Origin of the sequence: Hephaestia caeni (assembly GCF_003550065.1) — a bacterium.
GTDB classification, from domain to species: Bacteria; Pseudomonadota; Alphaproteobacteria; order Sphingomonadales; family Sphingomonadaceae; genus Sphingomonas; species Sphingomonas caeni_A.
Genome location: NZ_QXDC01000004.1, coordinates 182,867 through 195,402, shown reverse-complemented (window position 1 = coordinate 195,402; position 12,536 = coordinate 182,867). Strand labels below are relative to the sequence as shown.

Genomic DNA, 12,536 nt, shown 5'->3' with positions numbered 1-12,536 from the left:
AACAAAGAAATGCGGTCATCGTAGTCTGGCGCAGAGATACAAGAACTGGCGTAGTTTGCTTATTCTTCTTGGGGCGCAAAGTCCTCGCCGATTTCCTGTTTGACCTTCGGACCCTTGGCGAGTCGGCGGCCCAGCGCCTCGATGAAGGCGTCGTAGCGATCACCGCCCTGACGGCGCAGGACGGCCCGTTCCGCTTCGGGCGGCGGCGGGGTGTTTGATAGCCAGAAGCGGACGAACAGCGCGATCATCTCGACGCCGATCCCGACATCACGCTCAAGCCGGGTCTGGCGGCGGTCGAGCCGGTCAAGCCGCTTGGCAATAGCGGCCTCGCGCTGTTCGTCGGCGTCGGGCGAGAGGAAGGATGCGATGGCGGCCTCGGCGACCAGAGAGCGCGACTTGCCGCGGCGATCCGCGTAGGCAGCGAGCGCCTCCATCACCTCCGGGTCGAGATAGACCGAGAACGGCGTCTTGGTGGTCATAGCTCGATGCCGTCGTCGGGATCGAGCGACGCCTGCTGCGCCATATCCTGCATGTGGCGCCGAACCGTGGCCTGCCGTCCAGCATCGGCATCGGGCTCATCCAGCTCGAACTCGTTGGCAGGCTCCGGGCTGGGTGGAGGCGCGATGTCGACATGGCGCTCGATTTCCGGCTCGCGGCGCAGGTCCGCGTTCGCGGCATCATCGTCGGCATCTTGCTTTTTCTTGCCGGCCTTTTTCTTCTTCGGCTTCTTCGACTCTTTGGATTCCGGTGGGTCGGGCATGGGTGGCGCAGAGACCGGTGCCAATGCGCTCCAGTCGTCGGGTCGCGGTTGACCGACGCCGGCCTTCGGGTCCGGTGGCGACAGCACCCGCTCGGTGAACCGCCGATCCTTGAAGTAGCGAATCTTCTTGGCGCGGATCGGATGGACGCCCGCGACCATGACGATCTCGTCGTCGGGCGGGAGCTGCATCACTTCGCCGGGCGTCAGGAGCTGGCGGGCCGTTTCGGAGCGCGACACCATCAAATGGCCCAGCCAGGGCGACAATCTATGCCCGGCATAATTCTTCATCGCCCGCATCTCGGTGGCGGTCCCGAGCGCGTCCGAGATGCGCTTGGCGGTTCGCTCGTCATTGGTCGCGAACGAGACGCGCACATGGCAGTTGTCGAGGATCGCGTTGTTGGGGCCGTAAGCCTTCTCGATCTGATTGAGGCTTTGAGCGATGAGGAAGCATTTGATCTTGTAGCCCGCCATGAAGGCGAGCGAGCTTTCAAAGAAGTCCAGCCGGCCTTCGGACGGAAACTCGTCGAACATGATGAGCATGTCCTGGCGCCCGGCCGCGGGCTTCAGATCTTCCGTCAGGCGCCGCCCGATCTGATTTAACATGAGCCGGATGAGCGGCCGCGTGCGCGAAATGTCGGACGGCGGCACGACCAGGTAGAGCGTGGTGGGCCGCGCACCGTCGACCAGATCGGCGATGCGCCAGTCGCAACGGCGCGTCACCTCGGCAACCACGGGATCGCGATACAATCCCAGGAACGACATCGCGGTGCTGAGCACGCCGGATCGCTCGTTTGCCGACTTGTTCAACAATTCCCTCGCGGCCGACGCCACGACGGGATGGACGCCGGCCTCGCCGAGATGCGGCGTGGTCATCATGGCGCGCAGGGTGGATTCGATGGGCTGGCGCGGGTCGGACAGGAAGGCGGAGACGCCGGCCAGCGTCTTGTCCTCGCCGGCATAGAGGACATGGAGGATCGCGCCGACCAGCAGCGCATGGGACGTTTTTTCCCAATGGTTGCGCTTTTCGAGCGACCCTTCGGGATCGACCAGCACGTCGGCGACATTCTGCACGTCACGCACTTCCCAGGCGCCCTTGCGGATTTCGAGCAGCGGGTTGTAGGCGGCCGATGCGGCATTGGTCGGATCGAACAGCAACACGCGCGTCTGCCGGGCGCGGAAGCCGGCGGTCAGCGTCCAGTTTTCACCCTTGATGTCGTGGACGATCGCCGAGCCCGGCCAGATGAGCAGTGTCGGCACAACCAGGCCGACACCCTTGCCCGACCTTGTTGGGGCGAAGCAGAGCACATGCTCGGGGCCGTCATGGCGAAGATAGTCGCGCCCCAGCCGGCCAAGCATGACGCCGTTCGGCCCGAGCAGGCCCGCCGCCTCCGCCTCCTGGCGCTCCGCCCAGCGGGCCGAGCCGTAGGTCTCTGCGTTCTTCAGTTCGCGCGCCCGGCGCACCGACATGGCGATGGCGATGATGAAGCCGAGGAATCCGCCCGAAGCGGCGATGCACGCGCCGGTCTCGAATATCTTCGGCGCGTAGGCGTCGAAGAAGAACATCCAGATGAAGAAGGCATAGGGCGGATAGATCGGCCAGTCGCCCAGCATGAACCACGGCGGGCCGAGCTGCGGTTGGTAATCCAGCGCCGCCGCCGTCCATTGCGTCGCGATCCAGACCGTCGCGAGGACGATCGCGAAAACGGTGATGACCTGGCCCCAGAGAATCTTCGTGGCGGGCATCGTCTATCTCCTTGTCACAGCCCCAGGCCCCGCCCGCGGCCGAACGACCAGTCCACACCACCATCGCCGCGCATGACGCCGGAGATGTGCTTGCCGATCTGACGGTCGAGCGAGGGGGACCAGGGCACAAGCTGGAAGCTCCGGCCGTCGTCGATCATGGCGAAGCGGCCCGAGGCGAGCGTCAGGCGCTGGCGCACGGTGCCGGCGACATATTCGCCGGCCTTTGACGGCGCGTGCGGCAGACCGATCTCGGCCGACAGTTCCTTGGCCGTCGCGTCGAGGTCGCGCCGCTTGAGCGTATCGAGCAGGCCGCGCGCGAAGATGATGCGTTGGCCCTGCCGCCGCGCCAGGCCCATATCCGCCAGGTGCTCGGCGCGCGCTTCCATCGCGGCGCGCACCTCGGCTCCGAAGCCGCCGCCGAGATCGCGGCCATCGCTTGCCAGATTGCGGCGATCGAGCCAGGTAGCGCCCGGCGCGCGGACCTGCGCCGACAAGTCCATGTCCGAGCGCACGGCGAGCGCCACGCGCTGGCGGCCCTTGCGGTCCTCGAAGCGGCGCAGCTCGACGATGGCGCCCGGCCGGCAATCACCAGTCGCCTCGATGTCGGGAAGCTGGACATGGTGCGTCCGCCCGTCGATGCCGTCGATGATCGCATAGGTCCGGCCGGTCAGTTCGTCATGGAGGCCGCGATCGACCAGCCTGCCGATGACGGGCTGGGCGGGATCGGGTTCGAGCACATAGCTGGCGGCGCCCCGGTCGATGCCGTGGTCGGTCATCGCCTTGTGCATCCGCTTGATGATGTCGCCGCGTTCGCCAAGCGTGCGCAAAGCCGGCTGCGCCTCGTCCGCGAGTGTCCACTGGCCGGGCGCGATCTCGCTGGCGAGGCCGAGCCGTTCCAGCTTGCGCAGCCGACCCATCCTCGGCGTGTGGTCGCCGCCCGGCCGCACGCCCGGCTCGGGCGCCATGTCGATGACGCCATCGCGCTGGAGGGTGCGCGAGAGGTCGCGGTCGATCTCGGTCCAGCGTTCGGCCTCGACCTGCCGTTCCAGCGAGGCATGGATGTCGAGGTCGCTGCGCAGCCCCAGCTCGCGGGTGACGATCTCGCGCGCGACGGCGCGCATCCCTTCGCTGATGTAGTCGCGCGAGATGACGAGGTTCTGCCCGTCCTCGCCGACACCGCGCACGATGACATGGATGTGGGGATCGTCGGTGTTCCAGTGCTCGGCGGCCCGCCAGTCGAGCCGGGTGCCGAGATCCGTTTCCATCCGTGCCATCAGTTCGCGGGTGAAAGTCTTGAGGTCGGCCATCTGCGGCGCGTCCTCGGGCGAGACGATGAAGCGGAAATGGTGCCGATCGTTCTCGCAGCGCGCGGCGAACTCGTTGCGGTCGAGGCCATCGCCCTCGGCGCCGAACAGCACGCCCTTCTCGCCATCGCGGGTGACGCCATCGCGTTGCAGATATTTGAGATGGGCGGCGAGTGAGGCGCGGCCGTCATGCCGGATGACGCGCGCCTTGATGACGACCTGGCGCGATCGGTGGCCGAGCCGGTGCGTAGCGCGCAGGCTGGCGACGCGACCCCGGCCGAAGGTCGAGCGGCCAGGCGCAATGATCCGGCCACGGCGCGAGACATGGCCGCCGGCGCGCTGCGCAGCGGCGATCACCTGGGCGACGATCGGAAGCGCGCGCTGGCCGCCGCGCGAACGGATGCGGCCAAGCCGGATGCGAAAATCGTCGTCGCCGCTCATGGCGCGGCGCTCCGCACAGTGCGAAAGACTCTTGGCGATGCTGACGTTCGGGCAGCGCCGCACAGTGCGGGATTGCCGCACACATTGCGCAGCAATGACCCAAAGCCTTGAGAATCAAGGCTACGACCGGGGCGAAATGGCAACGCACATTGTCGCCCTTTATCTTGCCCTCGCTCCTTACCCTGCCAAACCTGAAGCCTGCCTCCTTCCGGCATTGCGAAAGCGCGCGACGAAGCCCGCCAGAGTGCGCGGTAGCCGCTCATGGCGCGGGCGAGCCGGAAAGAGGGATGAACAGGCCGGTCGAAGGCGGCGTGGTCGCGGCCACCGTAACGCCTGTGCGGTCGGTCGGGCGACGCCCGGTTTGTGCGGCGGCGGGATCGCTTGCCGCATCCGGTGGCGCTGTCGAGGTGACGCCCGAGCGCGTGGTGAATAGCGCGGCGCGGCGCCAGGCGAACGGATCGGGAGCAGGCGCGACGGCAATTCGGGCGTCGCCCGAACCGCCGGTGATCGCTGTCAGCTTTGCAAGGTAGGCGCGCGTTTCCGCGGGCAACGGGCGGCCGCGCGACAGATATTCGTCATAGCGGCCCGGCCCCGCATTGTAGGCGGCCAGCATCGCCGTCGCGTTGCCGTAGCGGTCGTGCATCTCGCGCAGATAGGCCGCGCCCGTCATAATATTGGCGCGCGGATCGAAGGGATCGGACCCGAGACGATAACGTGCGCGCAGGGTTGCCCAGGTCGCGGGCATGATCTGCATGAGGCCCATCGCCCCGGCCGACGAAACGGCGCGGACGTCGCCGTTGCTCTCGGCGTGGATCACCGCCCATATCCAGGCTTCCGGGATGGCGAAGCGCCGCGCCGCGTCGGCGACATGGCGGTCGAGCGCCGTGGCGCTCGGCGACGCGGCGGCTTGCGCGTGGGCGAGTGCGGCTCGAATGGCGACCGGCGCGCCCACCGTGACGGCGAGCAACGCCAGCGCCACCATCCGACGACGCGGCGAACCGGGACGCCGGAACGGCATCAGGCGCGGTCCTGGCCGGATCGCGGGTGCCGCCACGCCAGCCGAAACGTCCGCCCTTCGGCATCCGCGCGGAACAGCTTGGGCTTGAGCCAGCGCGGAAACAGCGGGCTTTCGATCTCCAGCGCGATGTAATCGCCGGCCAGTTCGCTGCTGCGCTTGCGCGCAAAGCCGACGATGGGACCGTCCGCGTCGTCGAGATGGATGTGATAGTCGGCGGCATCCTCGGCGCGGCTCGGCTCGGCAGGAACGAGCACGATCGCCTCGTTGATGGCGAACAGCCGGACGCGGCCGGCATAGCCGTTATCGGTGGGTTCAAAGACGTTCACGGGCATGGTCACTCTCCTTGGGGTTGACGGGTGAAAGCGGCGGCGACGGCGTGCGCAGGTAGAGCGGCGTCGCTCGGCCGATGACGGCGGATGCCGGAAGCGGGCCGAAGTAGCGGCTGTCCAGGCTGTCCGGGACGGCCGGGTTGAGCAGCAGCAGTTCGCCGGTTCGCAGGTTGCGGCAGCCGCGCCAGACGGGCAGCGGCCGGCCGCGACTATCGCGCGTCTGAGCGATGGCGACGGTGCGCCCATCGACGCTCACCACGTCGCCGGTCCGGCAAATGCGCTGCCCCGCCTTGGCCGCGACATGCTTCAAAAGCGGGACGCCGACAGGGAGATAGCGCCGCTCGGCAAGCCAGTGTGCGAGACCGGCGGGCGGCAGCGCGGCGACCAGCGCGTCGACCTGCGGATCGCGGTCGGAATGGATGCGGTAGAGGCCGATCGGCGCGCTGGCGCTGGCGTTCCAGATCAGCCACGGCGCCGGATCGGCGAGCGCCACGACGACGAACGAAACCGTGGCCGCGGACGCCGCAATGACGGTGGCCATGCCATAGAAGCGGGAGGTCATTGCTCGATCTCCCGCCGCTTGAGCCAGGCGCTATGGCGCTCCGCCGTGTAGAGGCGCGGCTGATGGCCGGCGGCGATGCGCTGGTGGACATGCCGCCAGTGATCGGGCGCGGCGTCGCAGGGATCGACGCCGGCCGCCTCCACCGCGTCGATGGCGGCGAGCGCCTGTTGGACCTTCGGCCAGCCCTGGATCTTGAGCAGGATTTCCCCGCCGGGCCGCACGAATGGGAGCGTGGTATAGGGCTCGCCCGACGCCACCGCGCGCACCACGTCGATGCGCGAGACGATGGTGCCGAAGTCGTTCGAGGCCCAGCGGACGAAGGCGAAGACCGCGCCCGGCCGGAAGCTGACGACGCGCGTTCGTCGGCTCAGGATGCGGTCATCCGAGACGCGGCCGAAGCGTATCCAATGCTCCAGCCTCTGCTCGATCCAGGTCACTTCGACATGGGTGAGTCCGTCGCGGGCGAGCGCGCTGAACGCGCCGCCGACGCGGACGCCGCGAGGGCGGTCATCGTTCATCGGTGATCTCCGGGGATGATGGGCAGTCGGTTCGAGGCTTGGCCGGGTCGCTTCCCGATCGAGCGCGCGCGGCCGGACGGCGGCTGTCCACAGCCGCGCGCGCGGTTAGCAAGAATCCGAAGGATTCGATTCTATTAGCATGGTTAGAAGGGGGTGGATTCAGCGAGGAATCACAGGTGCTTGGAAGGTGCGCGCGTTCCCGAAAGTCCGAGTCCGGCGTTCCTGATGGTCCGACTCCGGCTGTTCCTGATCGTCCGAACCTCATGGCCAGTTTTCCACAGGCTTGAGGCCGACACGGCGCATCGCGGCGTGGAGCGGATCGGGCGGGATCGGCGCGAAGTTCAGCCGGTCACGGCCCAGCGCGTTTTCGAGGGTGAGGACGTAGCCCGGAAGCGACTGGCGGGCGACAATAGCGCGCAGCTCGAAGGCGAAGCGGCGAAGCGGCGACAGCGCGCCGGACTTCAGATGAAGATGCGGAACATCGAAGCTCCAGCCACCGTCCTGCCGCCCGCCATGTTTGCGCGCGATGCGGTAGAGCCAGCGTTCAAGGCCGCCCGTCAGGTCGAAATAGGCGCGGTCGATCGTCAGGACGAGTGCGCGATCGAGCACGCCGGCATAGAACCAGTCGGGCAGGATCAATTCGATGCCGAGCGCGCGGCCGTTGCCATCGGCCAGCTCGCGCCATTCATTGATCCAGGAGAAGCGGTGGCGCCGGCGCTGATGTTCCTGCCGGATCGACGTAGCGACGGTCGTGGATTGCAGGCGGTCGAGCGCGGCTTTCAGCCGCTCGTAGCTCGCCTTGCCGGTGCCGCGCCGGGTGAAGGCCAATATCTCGTGCGGCGTCGTCACCATGAGCCGCGATGTCGGATGGCCGGCGTCGCGCGCGGCGACGAGCTGGCTGGCGGCCCAGATCAGCACGTCGGCGTCCCAAATGGTCGCCATGCCGTGCTCGAATACCGCCTCGACCGAGATCCATGTTGCGCCCATGCGGAAGTCGATCGGCGTCGTGCGCTTGCTCTTGGCGAGGCTGAAGAACGGCCAGGCCATCAAGTCCTGGGCATCGCGCGGCGCGAGATCGCCGGGCTTCGAGCGAAACAGTTCAAGCTGCGTTCGTTCGCCGTTGGCGCAGCCGGAGTGAGAGCGAATTGCGTGCATGGATCGCTCAGCGCCGCACGCAATCGGTGGGCAGCGGCTTGGCGGGATGGACGACGCCGTTGCCCGGATCAGAGGTCGAGCGCCGGGTGCCCAGCGCCGCCCAAGCGTCGAGATCGTCGATGGCATAGACGATGCGGCCGCCGAGCCTGCGAAAGACCGGCCCGGTGCCGAAGCAGCGATGCTTCTCCAGCGTCCGGGCCGACAGGCCCAGATGGATCGCGGCATCGGGCGTCTTGAGATAGCGTGGCGTCGTGGCGGTGACAGGCTCGGCCATGATGATCCTCCTGATGTTGGCCGGCTCCGAAAAGCGGGGTCGGCGGACAGGAGGTGATGGTGGCGAATCGACCCCTATGCGGTGAATGGACAGAACCGGGGGTGGCGGAAATGTCCCCGTTCACGCGCCGCGCAGCAGGCGCAGATAGCCGCCGTCGCGCAGTTCGACGGCCTCGGCGAACCATCGGTTGATGCGTTTGCGCTGGCGACTGTCGGACCATTCGGCGGCGCTGTAGTCGCGGACGCTGCCGTCGATCAGGACGGCGGCCAGTTCGCGGCGGGTAGCGCCCGCCTGATGTCCGTCGAGCACCTGTAACAGGGTGAGAAGATGCTGGCGGCGAAAGGGCGTGGGGCGCAGAGCCGGCGGCCCCGCGGCAACGCCAAGCAAGCGACGGGACAGGCGTTCAGCGGCCGCGAGGCGTGCGAAGGGATCGCGCCCGAGCGGCAGGATCATCGCCAGCGGAAGATCGAGCGATCCCGAGATCCAGATATGCTCATCGCCGTCGCTGTCAGCGAGAATGAGATGGAGGAAGTCGCCGATCTTCATGCGCGCGCGCACGGCGCCCAGCATCTTCATGTCGAGCGGTCGCGCGTCGCCGATTCCATCGAGCGATGGCGCCAGCACGATATTGTCCGGCGAAAGGTCAGGCCGCGCGACGGCCAGCTTCGGATCGTAGGCGGCGGTCGGCGCGGCGTAGAAGCTGATCCCCCAGCGTCGCACGAGATCGGCGGTTGCCTCGTCGGCGGTCGTCGCGCCGCGCTTCACGCGGCCGAGGGCGCGGCGGTAATCAATGCGATAGCGCGTGTTCCTGCTGACATAGCCGATGGCGATGTCGGAATATTGCAGCGCGTCGTCCCCGGCTTCGTCCAGGGGCGCGCGCCAGTCCCTCTCAGGCGGCATCGAATCCCTCCCAAGCATGGCCCTCTATGGAGCGCGTCGGGAGATGTTCTCAGGCAAGTATCGGCTGTGAAGGCCTGCTGTCCGGACAGTCGCATAGCTGATTCAAGTCAGCGTTTTGGCTCGATATTCCACGCTCTAGCCGAACAGCGTGAATCCCAATTCTACGATTGGTCCGGGGGCAGGTAATGGCGATAGCCGGCCTCGCACATCCATCGGGCTCTGGCGAGATGGGAGTCGTAAACCAGGCGCGCGCGCTCCGGCTCGGCTACCGGGTCGATCCCGAAAATGATCTGCACGACCTCGCGCCAGTCGGCATTTTCCTCCGCAGCGTCGAGCAGCCGCCAGTAGGTCCGGTGGTGACGTTCGTCATAATCGGTGACTTGGGGCGCGTCGGGCGCGCGATCCTCGAAAGCGGCTATCGCCATCGCCACGCTCCGCCTTCAGCTATAGCCTCCTGCGCCTGCTGACCGGCGAGATATACACCATAATGGACCGAAGTAATCACACCGGATCGGCTATGGCCGCTCCATGCAAGAGGGATAATAGACTTAGCGACCTGGCCTTTTATTTCCGTGCCTTCGCCGCGGCCTCGCTGACCACCATCACGCCCTGGCCTCGGTCCGAGTCGAGAAAAACGACGCCGGCCGCCTCCAGCGCCTTGACCACCTGATGCCGGGTTTCCTCGCGCACGGGCAGGCCGCTTACCGACTCTACGCGCTTGAGCGCGGTCAGTGCGACGAGGGCCTTGTCGGCAAGCATCTCCTGTGTCCAACCGAGAAGCGCGCGTGCGGCCCGCACCTGGCGGGAAGTGATCATGTGCGATCACGTTCACGAGCCAACAGCTATACGCTATGAAAACGACTAATATAGTCGTCTTGGTATAATGGCACCTGACGCCGCGAGCCGGGCGAACGCCCGGCGAGCGCGCCCTTTTTGCGGCCGCGCGGACCATCGGGACGCGCGGCCGCCGTCGATCCGGGGAGCGGGTCGGCGGCGCTATGCGGGCGATAGGAAGCGAAGCCGCAGGGCCGGACGGTCCCACCCTGCGGCTCGAAACGGTCAACCCGTCTTGAGGCGTTGCATCCCCTCGGCCAGCGTCCAGAGCGCGCGATTGAGGGTCACATTCTGGTCGATACCGTTGATCGGGCGCGAACGGCTCCGGCGGATACGCCCCTCGGCATTGTGCTTGCGACCATGCAATCCGCCCCGAATGACGTTCTCCTGTATCACGTTGAACGTGGTCCACAGGCTATCGCCCCGATCCTCGTAGCGGCGCGGTTCGATGATCTGCTCCGGGGTGAGCGGGCTTTCATCGTCGCCATAGCGGGCGACAAGGCTGACCTCGCCAAGCAAGCGCTGCTCATCCTCGGACAGCCGAACCTCCTTCATCGTCTCACTGGCGTCGATCAGCCGGGGGAAGTCCTCGGCAACCGTGTAAACGCCTTCGATAATGTCGTGCTCGATATTCCCCTTGTGGGGCACGCGCACTTCCTCGAACCGCTCGCCCGCAATCATGCTGTTGGTGCAGACGAAACGGAGCATCCCGGCGAACATCTGGTAGGCGCTGGTCCCGTCATGGCTGTTGACGATGATGACCTCTGCGGCCTCGGGCTTGCCGATGCCGTCATCCCGGCGCAGGCGCAGCATGTGCTTGGCGTGGCCGTGGCGGCTGCCGTCGCGGGGGACGGACTGCACCGCGAAGAACGGGAACCATCCTTCCCGGCGCAACCCCTCCACGATGTCGATGGTGGGGACATAGACATACCGCTCCGAACGGCTGTCGTGCGCCTCGCGGGCGAAGATGGACGGAACGTGGCGATACAGTGCCTCGTTGTCCAGCGGCTCCCGACCGCTGATCTGGTGGGCGTTGCGGCCGAACCGGGTGGCAAGTTGGTGATACATGGTCTTGACCTTCCTTGGCTTGGGTTTCCGCGCAGCGGAGTGCCGCGCTGAAACCCTGCCCGTCGGCGAGACCGGGGGTGCAACCGGAGTGGGCGGCTTCGCGGGGAACCGGCTGCACGGAACGCGAAGCGTGGAGGAAGCTGGGCGGAAGCCGTTCCGAAGGGCGCTAGGGGCAGCGCCCCAAGCACCCGCAATATGGCGCCGGGCCTGTTGGCCCCGTCCACTATCAGGGAAAACACTAGCACACGAAGACGCCCCGCTCGGTTGGAGCGGGGCGCCGTTCCTGTGGTCAGCGGGACCAGATGAGGACGTAATCGCCGGCGGTCTCGGTCTCGGACAGCGTGGCGTAGATCGGAGCCGGGAAACTCGGATCGTCCAGCTTGACCGAGATGTAGTCACGGCCTTCACGGCTGGTCTTCTTCCAGGCGGCGCCGATGTCCATGTCGCCAGCGCTGATGCGGAAGTCGGGGGACTTCTCGCCTTCCTTCTCGACCGGGCGAAGGGCCGCCTTGGTGTTGAGGGTGAGCGTCTTGATGACGCCGGTGAACTCGCCCTTGTTGTTGGCGGTGAAGGTACCGATCGTAGCCATGTCATAATCTCCTGTCTGCTGGGGCCACGCCCATCGCGGCCTCGATGGCTCGGCGTCGGCCGGGGCGCGATCCACCCCGCACCGCTTGCGGCCGGAACGCAGAGGAGGTTGGGCGACGGGCGGCTTTTTTGTTTCGCGATGCAAAGCCGCAGGCGGCGGAAAAAAGTCGAACGACGCCCTTGCAGGAAGGCGATCGGCCTCGGTCAGACAAGCCATCGGAGAGGCTGCCGGGTGTGGCCCGGCCAGGCGTGAGGATTGGCGGTGAAGAACGGCGCTCGCGAAATGCACGGCCATCAACGGCGTGATGAGACCCCCTCTGCTCCGTGGTGCAACTGGCGAGTCAGACGGCGATTTGCTCCCGCTTCGCAGACGCGACCTCGCGCAGTTCGGCGTGTGCCTGACGGATGATCTGCCAGCCGCCGCTGACGCCAAGCCCGGCAAGGATTACCGCGACCGCGATGTCTGGCCAGGCCGTGCCCGTGCCGAACACGCCGAGCGCGGCGGCGACCACGGCGATGTTGCCGATCGCATCGTTGCGCGAGCAGATCCACACCGATCTGCGGTTGGCATCGCCCTCGCGGTGCCGCCACAGCATGGCGGCGCAGGCGAAGTTGGCGAGAAGCGCCAGCACACCGATTGTGCCCATCGTCTCGGCCTGCGGCAAGGTGCCGGCGAGCGCCATCCAGCCCGTGCTTCCCAGCACCCACAGGCCGAGCAGGAACAGCGACGCGCCCTTGAGCAGCGCAGCCCGTGCGCGCCATTGCAGCGCCATGCCCGCGACGCCGAGGCTGATCGCATAATTGGCGCTGTCGCCAAGGAAATCGAGCGCGTCGGCCTTGAGCGCGGCGGAGTGCGCGGCGACGCCGGCCATGATCTCGACGGCGAACATGCCGGCGTTGATCGCGAGCGCGATCCACAGCACGCGCCGCCATGTCCTGTCCTTGGTCGGCGCAGCCGTCTCGCAGCCGCCGCAGCATCCGCCTGCCATGTTCGTCACCTCGATTCGTTCAATGTGACCGGCTATATGCACCCTGTAGCAAC

General features: G+C 67.0%; 15 protein-coding genes. All 15 read right to left on the bottom strand.

The features are described from left to right. Positions 1 to 59 precede the first annotated feature (59 nt). The 15 genes from DFR49_RS15400 to DFR49_RS15330 all read right to left on the bottom strand — a co-directional run bounded on the left by DFR49_RS15400 (position 60) and on the right by DFR49_RS15330 (position 12,483). Positions 60 to 479: a CopG family ribbon-helix-helix protein gene (locus tag DFR49_RS15400; RefSeq protein WP_119036611.1), complete on the bottom strand. Its 420-nt coding sequence runs from the start codon at positions 477 to 479 to the stop codon at positions 60 to 62. Then, entirely contained in the window at positions 476 to 2,503 is a 2,028-nt protein-coding gene (locus DFR49_RS15395; RefSeq protein WP_119036610.1) for a conjugal transfer protein TraG, read from the bottom strand. Before DFR49_RS15395 ends, DFR49_RS15400 begins: the two co-directional genes overlap by 4 nt. 14 nt (positions 2,504 to 2,517) lie before the next feature. Beyond that, entirely contained in the window at positions 2,518 to 4,248 is a 1,731-nt protein-coding gene (locus DFR49_RS15390; protein ID WP_119036609.1) for a relaxase/mobilization nuclease domain-containing protein, read from the bottom strand. A 259-nt stretch (positions 4,249 to 4,507) separates the two neighbouring features. Further along, on the bottom strand, positions 4,508 to 5,266 hold the full coding sequence (locus DFR49_RS15385; protein WP_342768476.1) for a lytic transglycosylase domain-containing protein: 759 nt from the start codon (positions 5,264 to 5,266) through the stop codon (positions 4,508 to 4,510). Continuing rightward, the gene (locus DFR49_RS15380; RefSeq protein WP_119036607.1) at positions 5,266 to 5,598 is read right to left on the bottom strand and encodes a DUF736 domain-containing protein; all 333 of its coding nucleotides are present in this window, start codon (positions 5,596 to 5,598) and stop codon (positions 5,266 to 5,268) included. Before DFR49_RS15380 ends, DFR49_RS15385 begins: the two co-directional genes overlap by 1 nt. Beyond that, on the bottom strand, positions 5,579 to 6,157 hold the full coding sequence (locus tag DFR49_RS15375; protein ID WP_119036606.1) for a S26 family signal peptidase: 579 nt from the start codon (positions 6,155 to 6,157) through the stop codon (positions 5,579 to 5,581). Before DFR49_RS15375 ends, DFR49_RS15380 begins: the two co-directional genes overlap by 20 nt. Then, positions 6,154 to 6,675, bottom strand: coding sequence for a DUF2840 domain-containing protein (locus DFR49_RS15370; RefSeq protein ID WP_119036605.1), 522 nt, complete (start codon positions 6,673 to 6,675; stop codon positions 6,154 to 6,156). Before DFR49_RS15370 ends, DFR49_RS15375 begins: the two co-directional genes overlap by 4 nt. Before the next feature lie 261 nt (positions 6,676 to 6,936). Beyond that, complete coding sequence (locus DFR49_RS15365) at positions 6,937 to 7,830, bottom strand: replication initiator protein A (RefSeq protein ID WP_119036604.1); 894 nt, start codon at positions 7,828 to 7,830, stop codon at positions 6,937 to 6,939. A gap of 7 nt (positions 7,831 to 7,837) precedes the next feature. Next, positions 7,838 to 8,104 carry a helix-turn-helix transcriptional regulator gene (locus DFR49_RS15360; protein WP_119036603.1) on the bottom strand — a complete coding sequence of 89 codons (267 nt, stop codon included), beginning with the start codon at positions 8,102 to 8,104 and terminating at the stop codon, positions 7,838 to 7,840. A gap of 120 nt (positions 8,105 to 8,224) precedes the next feature. Further along, complete coding sequence (locus DFR49_RS15355; RefSeq protein ID WP_119037238.1) at positions 8,225 to 9,004, bottom strand: DUF2285 domain-containing protein; 780 nt, start codon at positions 9,002 to 9,004, stop codon at positions 8,225 to 8,227. A 161-nt stretch (positions 9,005 to 9,165) separates the two neighbouring features. Then, the gene (locus DFR49_RS15350) at positions 9,166 to 9,429 is read right to left on the bottom strand and encodes a DNA -binding domain-containing protein (RefSeq protein WP_119036602.1); all 264 of its coding nucleotides are present in this window, start codon (positions 9,427 to 9,429) and stop codon (positions 9,166 to 9,168) included. 139 nt (positions 9,430 to 9,568) lie between these two features. Continuing rightward, a complete protein-coding gene (locus DFR49_RS15345; RefSeq protein ID WP_119036601.1) occupies positions 9,569 to 9,820 on the bottom strand; it encodes a helix-turn-helix domain-containing protein in 252 nt (83 codons plus the stop codon). Positions 9,821 to 10,063: 243 nt separating this feature from the next. Beyond that, the gene (locus tag DFR49_RS15340; protein WP_119036600.1) at positions 10,064 to 10,906 is read right to left on the bottom strand and encodes a DUF932 domain-containing protein; all 843 of its coding nucleotides are present in this window, start codon (positions 10,904 to 10,906) and stop codon (positions 10,064 to 10,066) included. Positions 10,907 to 11,195: 289 nt separating this feature from the next. Next, positions 11,196 to 11,495, bottom strand: coding sequence for a DUF736 domain-containing protein (locus tag DFR49_RS15335; protein WP_119036599.1), 300 nt, complete (start codon positions 11,493 to 11,495; stop codon positions 11,196 to 11,198). 340 nt (positions 11,496 to 11,835) lie between these two features. Further along, positions 11,836 to 12,483, bottom strand: a complete 648-nt coding sequence (locus DFR49_RS15330) for a cation efflux transmembrane domain-containing protein (RefSeq protein WP_119036598.1) — start codon at positions 12,481 to 12,483, stop codon at positions 11,836 to 11,838. Positions 12,484 to 12,536: the final 53 nt, after the last annotated feature.